Origin of the sequence: Neobacillus sp. PS2-9 (assembly GCF_030915525.1) — a bacterium.
Taxonomy (GTDB): Bacteria; Bacillota; Bacilli; order Bacillales; family Cytobacillaceae; genus Neobacillus.
On sequence record NZ_CP133269.1, the window covers coordinates 3,719,167 to 3,737,113 of the forward strand.

Here is a 17,947-nt window from a genome sequence, read left to right on the forward strand (position 1 = left end):
ATATAGATTTCAGTAGAACCTCTTTTAGAAAGTTAAAACTTTTTTAGCTGTTTCGATTACGTCTTTATAGTTTGGAAGCCATACAGATTCAGCTTGTGAGAAAGGATAAATTGTATCTGCAGCAGTAACACGTAATACTGGTGCTTCTAAGCTAAGGATGGCACGATCGTTAATCTCAGCAACTACGTTAGCTGCGACCCCTGCTTGTTTTTGTGCTTCTTGAACAACAATGGCACGACCTGTTTTTTCAACAGAAGCAATAATTGTATCGATATCAAGCGGGCTAATTGTACGTAAATCTACAACTTCTACAGAGTGTCCTTCTTTAGCTAATTCATCTGCAGCTTTTAATGACTCATGGACCATAGCACCGTAAGTAATGATAGATAAATCTGTACCTTCACGTTTTACATCCGCTTTTCCAAGTGGAATTGTATACTCTTCTTCAGGAACTTCCTGACGGAATGCACGATATAATTTTAAATGCTCTAAGAATACAACTGGGTCATTGTCACGAATCGCTGACAATAATAATCCTTTTGCATCATAAGGTGTTGAAGGAACAACAACCTTCAGACCAGGTGTTTGGGCCATTAACCCCTCTAAGCTGTCTGAGTGAAGTTCAGGTGTATGTACCCCACCACCAAACGGAGAACGAACAGTTATCGGCATATTGTAACGGCCACCAGAACGGTAACGCATACGTGACATTTGTCCAGCAATAGAATCCATTACTTCAAAAACAAATCCGAAGAATTGAATTTCAGGGATTGGACGGAAACCTGTTAAAGCAAGACCAATTGATAACCCACCAATACCAGATTCAGCAAGTGGTGTATCAAACACACGATCTTCCCCAAACTCTTTATGAAGTCCTTCAGTTGCACGGAATACTCCGCCATTAACACCAACGTCTTCCCCAAAAACGAGTGTTTTAGGATCGTTGCGCAACTCAGTTCTTAATGCATCAGTGATTGCTTGAATCATTGTCATTTGAGCCATGACTTACTTCGACTCCTTTGCTTGATAAATTTCATATTGTTCTTTAAGGTTATGAGGCATTTCTTCGTACATAATGGACATTAGGTCGGTTACCTTTTGCTTAGGAGCCGCGTCCGCTTGTTTAATCGCCTCTTTAATATCTTCTTTTGCTTTTTCGATTACTTCGTTCTCTTTTTCTTCGTTCCAAATTCCTTTCTTTTCTAGGAACTTACGGAAACGTACTAAAGGATCCTTCTTTTCCCACTCATTATCTAGGTCAGACGTACGGTAACGAGTTGGGTCATCACCTGCCATTGTGTGCGGGCCATAACGATATGTTAAAGTCTCAATTAAAGTAGGTCCTTCACCATTAATCGCACGTTCACGAGCATCACGAGTAGCAGCGTAAACAGCTAGTGGGTCCATACCATCAACTTGAATTCCAGGAATACCTGCAGCAACAGCTTTTTGAGCAACAGTTTTAGCTGCTGATTGTTTTTCAACTGGAGTAGAAATAGCAAAACGGTTATTTTGAACAACGAAAATAGCTGGAGCCTTGAACGCACCCGCAAAGTTTAGACCTTCATAGAAGTCACCTTGAGAAGCTCCGCCATCACCTGTATAAGTAATCGCTACAGATTTTGCACCATTCTTTTTCATACCAAGGGCAACACCTGCAGCTTGGATGATTTGAGCACCAATAATGATTTGTGGAGAAATAACGTTAACACCTTCTGGAATTTTATTTCCTTGGAAGTGTCCACGAGAGAATAAGAATGCTTGGTATAATGGAAGACCATGCCAAATCATTTGAGGAACATCACGATAACCTGGTAAGATGAAGTCTTCTTTTTCTAATGCAAACTGTGATGCTAGTTGAGATGCTTCCTGGCCAGCAGTTGGCGCATAGAAACCTAGTCTTCCTTGACGATTTAAAGAAATGGATCTTTGGTCAAGAATTCGTGTATATACCATACGACGCATTAATTCCTGAAGCTGCTCATCTGATAGCTCAGGCATTGCTGCTTCGTTTACAACTTCACCTTCTTCATTAAGAATTTGAAGTGTTTGAAATTGATCCTCTACAGCTTCGAGTGCTTTTTTAGCATTAAGCTGGGCATTCTGAGTTTTAGAAGCCATTTGGGTCACCTCTTCCTTTCTATTCAAAGAAAAAATTTTTAAATAAATCCACTAAGTTAGATTACCCCAAAAACGCACGGGTCATGTTGGTCTAGTTCTTGAAATTACTAATTGATAGTTTTTCACAGAAAAGAGAAGAAAAAACGAAAAATCTTCCTTCTGCCAACATTTTATTCTGTATCATTATTTTTTGTAACTCAATTGATACAATTATTTAACTCATATATGAGTTTACCTCATTCATTTTCCTTCGTCAAATACTATGTTTTATAATTTTCCACCAACTATGTATTATTAATTTTTCAGGTTAATTTATTATCTGTACCAATAAACAATAACTTCTGTTATATACAATTAACACAGAATCACATTTGTTATAATATAGAAAAAATCGGCTTTTAAGAGCCGATTTCTTTGATGTATACCTATTTATCCGGATTTAGACCCGCTTTTTTATAAAAAGCCAGCTTCTTATCATTGTATTGTTCTGTTAAATTGTTAAAGTTTTCATTTGCTTCAAAGACTTTTTTGTAATTATCATTAAGCTGAACAACCTTTGCTTCTAAATCTTCTAAGGGAAGGTCTTTATTCTTAAACATCTCATATAGTTCTTTATCATTTTTTAAAGCCTCAGTATATTCTTTATACAATACCTCATGTGCTTCATATCTTTTAGTCATGGTATCGTAAAGGTCATTAGCTAGTTTTTTTAACTCTTGATTATCCAAATCCTCTTTAATTACAGCCACTTTCTTAAATTCTTTTTCAGAATCCTTTATGCTGTTTGTTTCTTTTTCCATAAGTGTTTTTCTTTTCTCAGTCAAAGTCAGTGCTTTGTCGGAGAGCTTGACTATTTGGTCATATTCTTTCATACCTAGTTTGATTATCTGATTATAAAGAACTTTCTCTTCTTCCTCTAATTTAACTAGGGGGTCCTGCTGTTCCTCAAAAACCTTTTCTTTGTCTACAACCTTCTCCAACACATCATACATCTTTTCTTCAGGTGTTTCTTTAGCCTGGCATCCAGATATAATAAAAATGACAGCTATTACAGAAATAAAAAAACGCCATTTGCTTTTAAATAACACTGTACACCCTCCTAATCTCATTCAACTCCTACTATATCGATACTTGGAATATTTGACAATATTGAGCACCATTTAGAGTTGCATATCTATATCATGAATCAATGATTAACATTTTATCTATTGTTTGATAGACTATGGATACCAATTACTTTTTTGAACACAGGAGTGAAAGTTATGTTAACGATGGAGGATATTATTCGAGATGGCCATCCAACTCTAAGAAAAGTGGCTGCGGAAGTTGTTATGCCGCCATCAGAAGAAGATAAACAAATATTATCCGGTTTACTGGAATACGTTATAAACAGCCAGAATAATGAAATTGCTTCCAAATATGGTTTGCGTCCTGGAATAGGTTTAGCTGCTCCACAAATTAATGTTTCCAAGCGAATGATTGCGGTGCATGTAACAGATGAAAAAGGTGTGCTCTATAGTTATGCTCTTTTTAATCCAAAGATTGTCAGTCATTCCGTTGAAAAGGCATATCTACAAACAGGTGAAGGTTGTCTCTCTGTAGACGAAGCCATCCCAGGCTTTGTTCCTAGATATGCAAGAATTACAGTGAAAGGTATTAATCTTAATGGCGAAGAGGTTAAAATTCGTCTAAAGGGTTTACCTGCTATTTGTTTTCAACATGAAATCGACCACTTAAATGGTGTGATGTTTTACGACCTTATTGATAAGCAAGAACCATTAAGACCAATTGATGGAGCAACAGCAATTGAACGTTAAAAGATGGCTGACTCAGGTAGAGTCAGCCATCTTTTATTTTATATTAACTGAAGTTCCTTTAGTCCGTTCCATATACCATTCTCAGATACATCAGTCGTAATTAGGTCTGCATGGGCCTTAGCTTCTGCTACCCCATTCCCCATTGCCACACCTGTTCCAACGGCTTTTAACATTTCTAAATCATTCATCCCGTCGCCAAATGCGTATACATCTTTTAATTCAAAACCTAACCGTTCTATCATTTTCTTAATGCCCTCTGCCTTTGATCCTCCCTTTGGTAAAATATCAACGGAATAAGGGTGCCATCGGATAAAATTAAAATTCGGATAGTCAACCGCGTATTTCTGTTCCTCCTGTTCCTTACAAAAAAGGAGTGACTGATACATTTTACGATTTACATAAAATCTTGCATCTTCGTCTGGATGTGTAAAATTCAAACTTCCCAAACTTTCTTCAATATAAGGGTGATGCCGCACACTTGATTTCATTGTCTTATCATTCATAAAAACTAATGGGTGTTCGTTTGTTTTAGCCTGCTGGAATAGTTTTTCTAATTCTTTTTCATTTAAGGTGTTCTCATAAATAATCTCGTTCTCAAAGACAACAAATTGCCCATTAAAACTTACGAAAGAGTCTATTTCTAACTCCTCCCGTAAACCTGTAAACATAAACGGGGCTCTGCCCGTAGCAATGGCCACAAAAACTCCATTATCCTTTAACAGTTGGAGGCCCTTTTTTGTACTGGCAGGGAGGTTTTTTTCATGATCAAGCAGTGTTCCATCTATATCAAAAAATACAATTTTTTTCATTTAAAAATAACTCCTTTTTGCTCGAACTATGCTGTGAAGGTTGCTTTTGATTTTTCCTTTGGTTTGATGGTTGAAATATATACACCAGAAAAAATAATAAGTAATCCTACCATCATGGAGAAGTGTAATTCCTCTTGTAATAAAAAAGTACCCCAGATTATTGCTGAGACTGGTACAAGATAGGTTACAAGAGAGGCAAACTCTGCACTACCTTCTTTCACCAAATAGTAGTAAAGTAAATAGGCGATTCCCGATCCTAAAACACCAAGCCCGACAAAAGGTCCCAAGGTATTCATGTTGACAAAAGTTGAAAGTGAATGCGGCGTCTTAAATAGCACCATGATTAAGCTGATACCAGTAGAGAATAGTAAAGTAAAGAACGAGGTTTCAAGCACAGATAAATGAGCTAAATACTTTTTAGACAGATGAGAACCAATTCCATAACATAGAGTTGCACCTGTCATTAAAAGAATGCCGATTACATTTCCTGAATATAAATCCCCTAATTTAAAATCGGATAAAATAAAAATGCCGAGGAAACCAATCATTATGCCAATCCATTGATTCCTTCTCAGTGATGAAGAAAAAAAGAAAGCTCCAATGATTAAGGTCCATATCGGTGTTGTTGCATTAATAATAGATGCCATACCAGAAGTAAGTTTTGTTTCACTTGAACTAATGAGTAGCCATGGTAGGGCATTATTAGCTAATGCTACAAGCAATAACTGAAACCAAGGAAGTGTACTTAGTTTCAATTTTTTCTTTTTTAATATTACAATTAATAGCAGGATCATTGACCCAAATAGACATCTGCCAAAAACCACCACAACTGGATCCATAGAGTTTAAAAGTAATTTTATAAATAAAAATGAAGTTCCCCAAATAAGGCTCAATACAGCCAAAGCACTAAATAATTTTCCCATCTCACCATTCTTCCTTCTATTTAATTTATCCCTTTAAAACACTAAACCTTCTATAAATAATTGTCAATTTGTAATTCGCCATGAATCTTCCATGTTTATCCATGAGAAAATATGCGTTTTTATCATATCATAATAGTAAAAAAACCCTTTCTTTTTAAAAACCTTCAATAATCTACCATTGATTGCTTTACATTGGACAAGGATCGTATAAAATAAGAGGTAAGGAGATGATCCACTATGTTAAAGAAGCTCCGGAAAAAGCTCTTAAAACAGTGGAATGATTTACTTAGAAAGAAATCCATTGCCTAAATTTTTCGAGCCCTTCAAACTTGCGGAGGGCTCCTTCGTTATTGTACATTGTAAAAACAGCGATTCTTTTACATACTTTTCATATTTAGTCCAAGGACTGCCAAAGAAAATAAATGAAAAAGATGAAAATGTTTTATATAATAGAAAAAGTTATGACCTAAGTTAGGAGCGATATTGTAATGATATTTAAAGTATATTACCAAAGAAGTATTAATGAAGTACCTGTAAGAGAAAACACAAAAACAATCTTTGTTGAAGGCGAATCGGTTAGAGATGTCCGCACAAAAATTGCTGATCGTGGGTTAAATGTAGAATTAGTGCAGGAAGTATCAGGAGCATTTTTAGAATATGAAAAACAAAATGAAGACTTTAAAGTATTGGAGATTGGATAATTTATGAAATTTGTAAAAAATGATCAAACTGCAGTTTTTGCCTTAGGTGGTTTAGGTGAAATAGGCAAAAATACGTATGCAGTTCAGTTCCAAGATGAAATCATCTTAATTGATGCTGGAATTAAGTTTCCTGAAGATGAGTTATTAGGTATCGATTATGTTATACCTGATTACACTTACCTTGTTAAAAATGAAGATAAAATAAAAGGATTATTTGTAACACACGGACACGAGGATCACATTGGTGGAATTCCTTACTTACTTCGTGAGATTAATATTCCTATTTACGGCGGAAAATTGGCATTGGGCTTAATTAAAAATAAATTAGAAGAGCATGGCTTATTAAGAAATGCTAAACTGATTGAAATTAAAGAAGACGATATCATTAAATTCCGCAAAACATCGGTTACTTTTTTCCGTACGACCCACAGTATCCCTGACTCCTATGGTATTGTTGTAAAAACACCTCCTGGTCAAGTCGTTCATACGGGTGATTTTAAATTTGATTTTACCCCTGTTGGAGAACCAGCAAATTTGACTAAAATGGCTGAAATCGGTAAAGAGGGCGTATTGTGCTTGCTTTCTGATAGTACTAACAGCGAAATACCTGATTTCACGATGTCAGAACGTCGTGTCGGTGAAAGTATTCATGATATTTTCAGGAAAGTAGATGGCCGTATCATTTTCGCTACATTTGCATCAAATATTCACAGACTGCAACAGGTAGTGGAAGCTGCTGTAGTAAATGGTAGAAAAGTGGCTGTTTTTGGACGGAGTATGGAAGCAGCTATAAACATTGGCATTGAATTAGGTTATATTATTGCGCCTAAGGAAACGTTTATTGAGTCCAATCAAATTAATCGTCTACCTGCAGATAAAGTGACGATCCTTTGTACAGGAAGTCAGGGTGAACCGATGGCGGCACTTTCAAGAATTGCTAATGGAACACACCGTCAAATTCAAATTATTCCTGGGGATACTGTTGTATTTTCTTCATCACCAATTCCAGGGAATACAATCAGTGTTAGCAGAACGATTAATATGCTTTACAGAGCCGGGGCAGAGGTTATCCACGGTAAACTAAGTAATATCCATACTTCTGGTCACGGTGGTCAAGAAGAGCAAAAGCTTATGCTTCGTTTAATTAGACCAAAATTCTTCATGCCTATCCACGGTGAATACCGGATGCAAAAAATGCATGCAAAGCTTGCAGTTGATTGTGGCGTAGAAGAAGAAAATTGCTTTATCATGGACAATGGTGAAGTATTAGCCCTCTCTGAAAATACGGCACAGGTTGCTGGGAAAATCCCTTCAGGCTCTGTCTATATTGATGGTAGCGGCGTAGGTGACATCGGAAATATCGTTCTCCGCGATAGAAGAATTCTTTCAGAAGAAGGTTTAGTCGTTGTCGTAGTGAGTATTAATATGAAGGAATTTAAAATTGCCTCAGGACCAGACCTTATCTCTCGTGGATTTGTTTATATGAGAGAATCTGGTGATCTAATTAATGATGCACAAAACTTAATCACTAAACACTTAAATAAGGTTATGGAACGAAAAACAAGCCAATGGTCTGAAATTAAAAACGAAATTACAGACACGTTAGCACCATTCCTTTATGAAAAAACAAAACGAAGACCAATGATACTTCCAATCATTATGGAAGTGTAATAAGAAAAGCGGAAGCGCCTTGGTCAGCCCCGACAGGCAAATGTTCTTCGGCAAAAAAGTCGCCCTTTGACTTTTATTGCCGAAGGTTATTTGACCCGAGGGGCTAGGCGCTGGAGCTGGCCAATTCTCGAAGTCGAATTTTATACTCTAATGAAATAACATAAAAGCTCCAGCCTAGAGGCTGGAGCTTTTGCGTTATTCAAGGACTTTCTTTTCAAATCTGTCTATGTCGGTATCAGTTCCTATTACGATTAATACATCATTAAGGTAAATCGTTTCCTTTGCTTGTGGAGAGACAATAATTTCTTCTCCTCTTTTAATTGCAACAATATTTAGTCCGTATTTCTTACGGATATCCAAATCAATAATTGTGTGACCACTAAGCTTACCGTTAGCAACGATTTCGACTATGCTATGCTCATCAGAAAGTTGTAGATAATCAACCACATTGCTTGAGGCCATATTAGTTGCAATTCGTTTTCCCATATCCCTTTCCGGGTGTACAACATGATCCGCTCCAATTTTCCTAAGAACTTTTTCATGATAATCATTTTGAGCTTTAACTGTAATACGTCCAACTCCTAATTCCTTTAAGATTAGGGTAGTTAAGATACTCGATTGAATATCATCGCCGATGGCTACAATTACATGATCAAAATTCCGAATCCCGAGGCTTTTTAATACATTTTCATCTGTTGTATCACCAACCACCGCATGGGAAGCAATCATTGCATATTCATTTACTCGCTCTTCATTTACATCAATAGCCAATACTTCCATTCCTTCATCGGTTAGCGTCCGGCATATACTACCACCGAAACGTCCTAAACCAATTACCGCATAACTCTTCTTCATATTATGACTCCCCCGCTAACTCATTAATCATGATGGTACTATCATAGCATTCTGGTGCTTGAGAGCGCCACTAATCTTGTCTATTTCGGTTTCGTCTCTGCTTAAATACTAGTAAACCTAAGAATCCGATTACACCCAATACTATAAGGATAGGTAGGTTTCCAATAATAAAAACAACAACTCCTGATAAGAAAGCTAAGAGCATGTTCGTACTCTTCATAAATTGTTTTTTTGTTTTTTCCCATGTATTTAACTGGTCTTTATTAAGGTCAGGAACGCTCACCTTATTCTCGTAAAGGGTAATTGTCACTGTAGAAAGTGATATTTGATTATCCAGATATTTCATTCTACCTTCAATGGTTTCAATTTCCTCCTGAACAACAGCTAAATCAGAGGAGATTTTTAATAGATCCTCTGTTTTGGTTGCATTTTTCATAAAAGCTAGGAGCCGTTCTTCCACTACTCTTTTTGATTTTAATCTTGATTCAAGGTCAACATATTCTTCCGTTACATCTTGCCCAGAAATGTTTCTCTGGAGTACTTCTACAGCTTCCCCTTCCGCATCATGTAGAAAGGTTTGAAAATATTTTTGCGGTATTCGTATAACAATTCTCCCGCTTAATTGTTCGTTCCCCTCTTTTGCCACGTTGGATTCTGAAATATAGCCTCCATATTTCACTGCTTTTTCTTCTAAACTTTGGACTGTCCTCTCAAATTTCTTTACTCGAAGCTGCAAATCCGCCTGATAAATAACCATCTGACTAGTTGCCTCTAGTTTATCAGATTGGTTTGTTTGTTCCCCCTTAGCTTTTTCACCTGAAGCATTCATTGTTTCCTCTTGGCTGCCAGATGGAGCAGAATCCATTACGGCTTTATCTTCGTTCATCTTAGCCGATTCACTTTTACTGCTAGAACTACATCCTGCTAAAACCATGCACATAATCAGTAAATAAATTGGTACCCATTTAATTAATCTTTTCATAACCTTGACACCCCTTTTATATATCGTCATTGCCAGGCAGAATAAATACTACAGAATCCAGTGTTATTAATACGGACGATAAAAAGGACACAAGGTTACAACACTACAAAAATAAATGGCTATATTAAAAGTGCCTGTTGATTTCCACTCCAGGCACAAGCGGTTCGCGGGCGTGCCGGGGAGCCTCCTCGTCGCTTTGCTCCTGCGGGGTCTCCCCTGCCCCGTACTCCCGCAGGAGTCTTCGTGCCTTCCGCTCCAATCAACAGGGTATCAACAATATGCTTTAAAATCACCAAAATAAGAAAAGCGCAAGCGCCTTGGTCAGCCCCGACAGGCAAATGTTCTTTGGCAAGAAAAGTCCGTCCTTTGACTTTTATTGCCAAAGAACATTTGACCCGAGGGGCTAGGCGCTGGAGCTAGACAATTCTCGAAGTCGAATTTTATACTTTCTTATAGTGAAAAAAACTGTCCGTTTGATGTAACGGACAGTCTTTTGTTTATTTTATTCTGTTTTTTCTAACTCATCTAATACTCGATTTACACGTTTTTCAAGCATTTTCATTCCACTTCCACCCGCTTGGAAATGTCGAAGTTTCCCTTCACGATCGAATACATAGTAGGCAGGAACATATTGATTTTCAAGCGCTTCAGTAAGCTTATGCTCATTATCAACAAAAATCGGTTGTGTGATACCGTGTTCAGCTGCTACTTGCTTTATTTCTTCCAGGTTCAAGTCATTTTCAGAACGGGGCATATGAACGGCAACAACATTTAGCTTGTCCTTAAAATCATCACGGAATTGATTTACCTGTGGCATCGCTTCCTTACATAAATGACAGCTGATAGACCAAAAATGGATTAATGTTGGTTTCTCACCAATCAAATCCTCTCTTGTCACTTGTCCGTTTAACCATTCTGTTGCACCCGCTAACTCCGGCATTGGTTCACGTAATTTCATTTGAAAATCCTCCTATTAAAAAGACCTAACACTTTAAAAAGGTTAGGTCTATCTTTTGTTTGTTAAAAATTAAACATTAAGTGTAGCTTGTCCAGGCTTCCAGTTAGCTGGGCAAAGACCACCAGTTTGTAATGCTTGAAGAACACGTAGTGTCTCATCCACGTCACGGCCAATGTTGTTGTGGTTAACAACAGAGTACATTAATTCGCCTTCAGGGCTGATGATGAATAATCCACGTAATGCAATACCTTCTTCTTCAATTAACACTCCATAGTCACGTGCTACAACATGGTTAGTGTCAGCAGCTAGAGGATAGTTCAAGTCGCCAAGACCATTTTCTTTGCGATCTGTTTTAATCCAAGCAAGGTGAGTATGGATAGTATCAGTTGAAGCACCAATAACTTCCGCATCAAGATCTTCGAACTCATCATAACGATCAGACATTGCTGTAATTTCAGTTGGACATACAAATGTGAAGTCCATTGGATAGAAGAACAATACTGTCCATTTATCATTTTTCATGTTTTCTTCAAGACTTACTTTTTTAAATTCTTTGTTTGGCATAACCGCTTCCATTTCAAATCGTGGAGCTTGTTTACCTACCATACGTTCTGGCATACCGAATCCCTCCAATAATTACATAAAATGAGTTTATAGCAAGTCTTATTTGCTATCTCTTTGACATTTTCATTATAGGATAAAGACTATTTTGAGTCAATATTAAATTATAATTAATTTAAATAAATATTAATTATTAACTATAACCTAAATATCCCTTATTAAGTTTTGCCCTATTCGCAATAGAATAAACGACGATATGTAACAATATTCTTTTTATTCTATTTGATTTTATCATGTCTAATCGATAAGTTGAAATGATAAGGCTTGTACTACAGGTAACTTTCGTTTCCTTTAAACTCGATATATGTCGTCATAGCTTTTACTGCAACGTCGATTGCACTTTCATTTGGATTTAATTTGGAATGGTGTAAACCGAATGGTGAATCTACACCAAGCCAAAACATCAGCCCTGGAATTTCTTTGAGCATATATCCAAAGTCTTCGCCAGTCATCGCTTCCTTACATTCAACCACATGGATATCAGTCTCTTTTTTAATGGTTCCAATGAATTCTTTTGTAATTGACTCATTATTATTTACCTGATAATACATGGAACCATAATCAATTACCGCTTTACAGTCAAAGCCTGTTTCGATCCCTTTTACCAACGCTTCTATACGTTGTTTCACCTTTCGCATCGAATCTGGTGACAATGTCCGAATCGTCCCTTCTAGCCTAGCTTTTTCTGCAATAATATTTTGAACAGTTCCCCCTGTAATCTTTCCTATTGTCACTACAGCACTATCTAATGGGTCCACATTTCTTGAGATAATCGTTTGCAACTGATTAACCAGCATGCACGCACCAACAACCATATCATTTGTTTGGTGGGGATAGGCGGCATGACCTCCCTTTCCAATGAGGTCAATGAACAATTCTGAGGTATTAGCAAATAACAACCCAGGCTTTAATGCAATCGTTCCGACAGGATACTCTGGTGCTATATGAAGAGCAAAAATCATATCCGGTTTCCATTCCTGCATAATGTCCGATTTCAGCATTGGTTCTGCCCCTCCAGGACCTTCCTCGGCAGGTTGAAAAACAAATAAAAGATTATCATTAATTGGCTTCCGGATAAAGTGAGTCAACACTCCTAGAGCAATGCTCATGTGGAAATCATGACCACAGGCATGCATATATGAATCGTGTGTAGAGGAAAATGGTAATCCTGTTTCCTCACTTATTGGAAGTCCATCAATATCCGTCCGGTATCCAATCGTTTTTTGAGGATTTAAACCTTGGAGCATGACAAATAGCCCCGTCTTCCACTCCTTAATAGTTAGCCGTTCCTGTGGTAGAGACTTTAGATATGACAACAAATAAGCCTGTGTTTTAAACTCCTGAAAACCAAGTTCAGGAATTTGATGTAAATCACGTCGGATGTTAATTAAATCATTCACTACCTTCACCCTCTTCTCTCCTATAAAACAAGCGTGGAGAAGCTCCACGCTTTGTTTTGTTCTTACATCAGTCTGTTCAAGGCGCTTACGCTTTTCTTATAACTGACGAAGCTCTTGCATTATTTCAGTTTTTGATTTTGTCTTTTCGTCAATATCCTTGATTTTCTTTGCAGGTGTCCCTGCAACTACTGTGTACGGCGGAACATCTTTTGTCACAACTGCGCCTGCAGCAACCACAGAGCCTGTACCAACTGTAACACCTTCAAGGACTACTGCATTCGCACCGATCAATACATCATCCTCAATGACAACAGGCTTTGCTGATGGTGGCTCAATTACTCCTGCTAATACAGTACCAGCACCTATGTGGCAATTTTTACCAACAGTTGCTCTTCCACCTAGGACAACGCCCATATCAATCATAGTCTTCTCACCAATAACTGCACCAATATTAATTACTGCACCCATCATTATAACTGCGTTATCACCAATTTCCACTTGATCACGGATGATTACACCTGGTTCGATACGAGCATTGATGTTTTTAGTGTCTAGAAGTGGAATCGCAGAATTTCTGCGGTCATTTTCTAGTACATAATCTTCTATTTTTGCTTGATTTGCTTCTAATACTGCATTAATTTCTGACCACTCACCAAAAACTACTCCAGTATTTCCGTTAATAAACACTTTTGAATTGCTGCCAAAATCTAATCCTTCTAAATCACCCTTCAAATACACTTTAACCGGAGTCGATTTTTTACTATTTTGAATAAAAGAGATAATTTCATTTGCATCCATCATTTTCATATTGTTGCCCCCTATGTAGTTGATCTAATAAAGTAGAAGCGCTTAGTCGCTTCAGTTATTATAGAAAATACTTTAACAAACAAAAGAGTCGAAAACAAGAAAAAACAACATCAATCTTCTGAAGATTCGGCGATATGCTCCTTAATAAGTTCGACAAATGCTTGAACCTGTTTTAACTGGAAAGAAGATTCATAACCAAGTAGCCAAGTATCACGTTTTAATGCTTCATTATTCTCATTTACAAGAGGAATTTTGAAAATATCCCTCTCTGCCTTAGTTAAGGTGATTCCTGGCAAAATGGCATAGCCAATACCATTAAAAGCCATCTGTTTACAGGTTTCAATTTGGTCAACCACAACTGTTCTCTTTGGGGACATTTTAAAATTCCGCATCCACCAATCCTGAATTTCCTGATAGTAATTGGAATCACTTTTAAATTGAATAAAAGGACGATCGGTCGCCAAAACCTGCTCTGGTCTGGTAATTTCTCTGTCAACTAAATACAGAGGATCATTAAATAGGTGTACCTTTACCCCTTTCCAGTCCGGTGTTCCACGTATAATCCCAATATGAACCTGATCATCGTATAGGCATTTTAAAATCTCACTGCTCCACCCAGTTACTAATGAAATTTTCGCTTGTGGATATTTATCAATAAACTTTTTTAAAACTTGTGGCAGCCAATTTTGTCCTACAATTGATGCAACAGCAATTTTTAATGTCCCTGAAACGCCTGATTGAAGGGAGTGAATGGTCTCACGAACCTTCTCCTGTTTTTTTAGTACATCATTCACAAAATCAATCACATGTTCTCCAGATGGAGTTAGGGCTAACCCCTTTTGCGATCGAATAAATAATTTTGTGCCCCAATCTTTTTCAATTGTTTGTAAGCGCTGTGAAAGAGCGGGTTGCGAAACAAACAGCCGTTCAGAAGCTTTTCGCATATTCATTTCTTGTGCAAGTACAGATAATAAGTGAAATTCTGATAATGAGGACAACGTGATCACTCCTAAAAAAAGCCCTGTGAACTTTACACAGAGCCTTCATCCTTTTTTTTCGGAATAAAAAAGATTAAAACTAGACTAATTATAGCAAATGTAAAGACCACATAATAAACCGTATGTAATGATAAGGTTAGTCCATCCTGTAAGATCCGGCGCACCCCTCCCGCGAGGTCTTCACGCTCACTTACCTTTAAGAGAATATTTGTATCGTCAACTGATAAAGAAGGATCTTTTTGGCTAAAGTAAGCATTCAATCTGTTATTCAGTATTCCTCCCAGTAATGCTGCTCCTATTGTATTGCCCAGATTTCGCATGAACATGTTTGCCGCTGTAGCTATTCCTCTTTGCTGCCAGCTAACAGTACTTTGAATGGAAACAATAAATGCCGTTGATGTTAGACCCATACCTACACCAACAAAAAAGGAACCCACTGCTGCCCATATTGGACCCGAAGAAGATGACATCGTGATAAAAACAAAGCTCCCTAGGATTAAGAATACGCCACCAATTATAGAAGTTTTACGATAACCTATTGAGATAAGCATTCTCCCTGCAAGTGTAGAGGCAATTGGCCATCCGATAGACATCGTAGTTAATGTAAAACCGGCTACAATTGGTGTTTGTTCCATAACACCTTGAACAAAAGTAGGTAGGAAGCTTGATATTCCAATTAACATAATCCCAGTAGTCAATGAAGTTATATTAGCTATAAATATGGAACGCTCTTTCCATATTGAAAATGGCATAACCGGCTCAATCGCACGACTTTCCTGAAAAACGAATGCAATCAAGGCGAGTACTGATAAAACTAAAAGACTAACAATTTGCCAAGATCCCCATGCCCAATGGCTTCCTGCTTCTACGAGGACAAACATAAGTGAGGATATTGTAACAGTTAATAAAACCGCCCCAATATAATCAATGTCATGTTTTTTCTTTTCAACATTTTCATGAAGATACATCCATAGCCCTATTAAGGAGAGTATACCAAGAGGAATGTTTATCCAGAATACATAATGCCAACTGACATATTGAACAAGTAAACCACCAACAGCAGGACCTGTAATAGCGGATATCCCCCACACACTTGAAAGATACCCCTGTATCTTTGCTCTTTCTTCAGCTGTATAAATATCTCCGACAATAGTTGTCGCGATCGGCATGACAGCACCAGCACCGAACCCTTGAATCAATCGAAAGATGATGAGTGTTTTCATAGATGTCGCAAACCCACAAAGGATAGAACCTAGTAAGAAAATTATAATCCCAAACGTGAGAATCGGCTTTCTACCGAACAAATCTGATAATTTACCATAGATAAGTACCGTTATTGAATTCATTAAAAGATAAGCAGAAAAAACCCAACTATAAAGTGTGAATCCACCCAAATCTGCTACTATTGCCGGCATGGCGGTTGAAACAATCGTTGCCTCAATCGCCCCCATAAACATGGCTAGCATAACAGAAGCTAATACAAGTGGCTTTTTCGTTTGCTTTTTTCGAGCACTGCCTGCTGCGGCATTCTTAGTGGTGGTATTACTCATCTTAACACCTCATATCTTTAAATAAATACAGCTCCCTAATTGGGAGCTCTTACCATCTTATTTTTTGGCTTTGTTAAACTTGCCTGTTGATTTCCGCTCCAGGCACGAGCGGTTCGTGGGTGTTTCGGCGAGCCTCCTCGGCGCTTGCGCCTGCGGGGTCTCCCCTGAACCATACTCCCACAGGAGTCTTCGTGCCTTCCGCTCCAATCAACAGGTGTAAAAATCAACACTGTTCTTTAACACAGCCTATTTTTTAAACCTTTTTACTACCTTGTTTAGTTGGTTTAATACCGTGCTTCTTGGGAGTATGCCCTCAAAGAAGCCTTCCTCTGTTTCTACACAAAGGAATGGATGGTTAACCAATAAATCTAAGCACAAATAGATTGAATCATTCACTTTTACTCGAGGTATTGAACTCTTCATGACCTCTTCTACCCGTTTATTTTCAAGCGCTTCAAATTCAATTCGTTCAAGTCCAAGAATAGAATCCATTATGATGGGGGTACTGATTAACCCATGTAGTTTATAATGCGGGTCTAATACAGGTATAGCTGTATAACCACTTTTTGTTAAGACCAACAATGCATGTTCGAGATTGTTTCCGATTTGCACATGTGCAACGCGCTCTGATGGTATCATTAATTCTTCTATCGTATACTCTAAAAATTCCCCGCTTGGAAGACTGATCATCGCCGAAAACTCCTCAATATTTGTTTTTCTACAGACTTATTTTATCATAGTTTTCGGGGGTCTGTGAAAAATTTAAATCATATTCGAAAAAGAAAGGAACCCGAGGGTTCCTATTGAATCAAATCAAAAATTTCAATTGTAATCATATCAATATTATCAAATTGATATCTTTTTGGCTTTTCCTTCTCGTTATATATTTCTAATTCAAATGTTTCTGTTTTCGGATGAAATGTAACCTGACATTTTCTTTCACCATTTACCTCAAAATAGCGTTGAGCTGGTTCACCACTATTTGATTGTTCCTGTAGATTTTTTAATCTTGTTAATATACCTTGAAGCTGTGACATTTGCTTCTTCTCCTTTCAAACACAAACATAACTGTATACAGATATGTTTCTCATTTGGCCTATTTCTATCCTGATTGAAGATTTTTTCAAAATTTTACAATCGAGTGAATTTATATGCCAATATTAAAAGAATAAAATAACACACTCCATTTGTCCAAGTAAAAATAAAGAATTAGGTATTTTTTTTATGGCTTTGTTAAAATAGCCTGTTGATTTCCTCTCCAGGCACTTCGCTTTCCGTGGGTGTTTCGGCGAGCCTCCTCGGCGCTTGCGCCTGCGGGGTCTCCCCTGAACCACACTCCCACAGGAGTCTTCGTGCCTTCCGCTCCAATCAACAGGGTGTAAAAATTAACACTTTTCTTTAACACAGATTTTTTTAGAAAACGCATAAAAAAATGGATCCCTTATTGAGACCCATTAATAAAAAGTAATTGCAACAAAAAAAACGATGAAAAGTAGTAAAGCAAAGAAGATTCCGTAGGCTAAAAAAATTGGATTTTTAATATATGCATGCTTCTGAACATGTTTTTCTATTTGAGTATCCATATTCCCTTCAACCACTTTCTGCTGTCTACCTAAAACCAGCGTATAAATAGCCGAAATGGCAAGAATTGCAATAATAAGAATTCCAAGAATATTGATAAAACCCATTAACAAAACCCCTTTTTAATGAAGTGTTCCGTATTGACCGGCTGTA

The 17,947-nt window shown here is 37.4% G+C and carries 19 protein-coding genes; 3 read left to right on the forward strand and 16 right to left on the reverse strand.

The features are described from left to right. Positions 1-24: 24 nt before the first annotated feature. The 3 genes from RCG25_RS18690 to RCG25_RS18700 all read right to left on the reverse strand — a co-directional run bounded on the left by RCG25_RS18690 (position 25) and on the right by RCG25_RS18700 (position 3,209). Complete coding sequence (locus tag RCG25_RS18690; protein WP_308080322.1) at positions 25-1,002, reverse strand: alpha-ketoacid dehydrogenase subunit beta; 978 nt, start codon at positions 1,000-1,002, stop codon at positions 25-27. A gap of 3 nt (positions 1,003-1,005) precedes the next feature. Continuing rightward, complete coding sequence (gene pdhA / locus RCG25_RS18695) at positions 1,006-2,121, reverse strand: pyruvate dehydrogenase (acetyl-transferring) E1 component subunit alpha (protein ID WP_308080323.1); 1,116 nt, start codon at positions 2,119-2,121, stop codon at positions 1,006-1,008. Positions 2,122-2,546: 425 nt separating this feature from the next. Next, on the reverse strand, positions 2,547-3,209 hold the full coding sequence (locus RCG25_RS18700) for a YkyA family protein (protein ID WP_308080324.1): 663 nt from the start codon (positions 3,207-3,209) through the stop codon (positions 2,547-2,549). A gap of 174 nt (positions 3,210-3,383) precedes the next feature. Here RCG25_RS18700 and def point away from each other — a divergent pair, with 174 nt between their 5' ends. Continuing rightward, entirely contained in the window at positions 3,384-3,938 is a 555-nt protein-coding gene (gene def / locus RCG25_RS18705; protein ID WP_308080325.1) for a peptide deformylase, read from the forward strand. A 38-nt stretch (positions 3,939-3,976) separates the two neighbouring features. On the opposite strand, the gene RCG25_RS18710 is transcribed toward def, so the two are convergent. Together RCG25_RS18710 and RCG25_RS18715 are read right to left on the reverse strand one after the other, a co-directional pair. After that, the gene (locus RCG25_RS18710; RefSeq protein WP_308080326.1) at positions 3,977-4,747 is read right to left on the reverse strand and encodes a Cof-type HAD-IIB family hydrolase; all 771 of its coding nucleotides are present in this window, start codon (positions 4,745-4,747) and stop codon (positions 3,977-3,979) included. Positions 4,748-4,773: 26 nt separating this feature from the next. Continuing rightward, entirely contained in the window at positions 4,774-5,670 is an 897-nt protein-coding gene (locus tag RCG25_RS18715) for a DMT family transporter (protein ID WP_308080327.1), read from the reverse strand. Between the two features lie 488 nt (positions 5,671-6,158). Between RCG25_RS18715 and RCG25_RS18720 the strand changes: the two genes are divergently transcribed. Beyond that, on the forward strand, positions 6,159-6,371 hold the full coding sequence (locus tag RCG25_RS18720; protein ID WP_308080328.1) for a DNA-dependent RNA polymerase subunit epsilon: 213 nt from the start codon (positions 6,159-6,161) through the stop codon (positions 6,369-6,371). Positions 6,372-6,374: 3 nt separating this feature from the next. After that, the gene (rnjA, locus tag RCG25_RS18725) at positions 6,375-8,042 is read left to right on the forward strand and encodes a ribonuclease J1 (protein ID WP_308080329.1); all 1,668 of its coding nucleotides are present in this window, start codon (positions 6,375-6,377) and stop codon (positions 8,040-8,042) included. A gap of 195 nt (positions 8,043-8,237) precedes the next feature. On the opposite strand, the gene RCG25_RS18730 is transcribed toward rnjA, so the two are convergent. The 11 genes from RCG25_RS18730 to RCG25_RS18780 all read right to left on the reverse strand — a co-directional run bounded on the left by RCG25_RS18730 (position 8,238) and on the right by RCG25_RS18780 (position 17,901). Beyond that, entirely contained in the window at positions 8,238-8,897 is a 660-nt protein-coding gene (locus RCG25_RS18730) for a potassium channel family protein (RefSeq protein WP_308080330.1), read from the reverse strand. A 70-nt stretch (positions 8,898-8,967) separates the two neighbouring features. After that, a complete protein-coding gene (locus RCG25_RS18735) occupies positions 8,968-9,879 on the reverse strand; it encodes a DUF4349 domain-containing protein (RefSeq protein ID WP_308080331.1) in 912 nt (303 codons plus the stop codon). A 502-nt stretch (positions 9,880-10,381) separates the two neighbouring features. Next, positions 10,382-10,837, reverse strand: coding sequence for a TlpA disulfide reductase family protein (locus tag RCG25_RS18740; protein ID WP_308080332.1), 456 nt, complete (start codon positions 10,835-10,837; stop codon positions 10,382-10,384). A 69-nt stretch (positions 10,838-10,906) separates the two neighbouring features. Next, entirely contained in the window at positions 10,907-11,455 is a 549-nt protein-coding gene (locus RCG25_RS18745; protein ID WP_308080333.1) for a peroxiredoxin, read from the reverse strand. 272 nt (positions 11,456-11,727) lie between these two features. Then, on the reverse strand, positions 11,728-12,867 hold the full coding sequence (locus tag RCG25_RS18750; protein WP_308080334.1) for an N-acetyldiaminopimelate deacetylase: 1,140 nt from the start codon (positions 12,865-12,867) through the stop codon (positions 11,728-11,730). Positions 12,868-12,954: 87 nt separating this feature from the next. Next, positions 12,955-13,665: a 2,3,4,5-tetrahydropyridine-2,6-dicarboxylate N-acetyltransferase gene (gene dapD / locus RCG25_RS18755; RefSeq protein ID WP_308080335.1), complete on the reverse strand. Its 711-nt coding sequence runs from the start codon at positions 13,663-13,665 to the stop codon at positions 12,955-12,957. Between the two features lie 110 nt (positions 13,666-13,775). Beyond that, positions 13,776-14,663 (reverse strand): transcriptional regulator CcpC, encoded by an 888-nt coding sequence (locus RCG25_RS18760; RefSeq protein WP_308080336.1) that lies wholly within the window; start codon positions 14,661-14,663, stop codon positions 13,776-13,778. A gap of 32 nt (positions 14,664-14,695) precedes the next feature. Continuing rightward, complete coding sequence (locus tag RCG25_RS18765; protein ID WP_308080337.1) at positions 14,696-16,213, reverse strand: MDR family MFS transporter; 1,518 nt, start codon at positions 16,211-16,213, stop codon at positions 14,696-14,698. Between the two features lie 246 nt (positions 16,214-16,459). After that, positions 16,460-16,903 carry a cyclic-di-AMP-binding protein CbpB gene (cbpB, locus tag RCG25_RS18770; RefSeq protein ID WP_308080338.1) on the reverse strand — a complete coding sequence of 148 codons (444 nt, stop codon included), beginning with the start codon at positions 16,901-16,903 and terminating at the stop codon, positions 16,460-16,462. Positions 16,904-17,013: 110 nt separating this feature from the next. Continuing rightward, complete coding sequence (locus RCG25_RS18775; protein WP_040204715.1) at positions 17,014-17,250, reverse strand: YkuJ family protein; 237 nt, start codon at positions 17,248-17,250, stop codon at positions 17,014-17,016. A 417-nt stretch (positions 17,251-17,667) separates the two neighbouring features. After that, positions 17,668-17,901 carry a hypothetical protein gene (locus RCG25_RS18780; protein WP_308080339.1) on the reverse strand — a complete coding sequence of 78 codons (234 nt, stop codon included), beginning with the start codon at positions 17,899-17,901 and terminating at the stop codon, positions 17,668-17,670. Between the last annotated feature and the right edge of the window lie 46 nt (positions 17,902-17,947).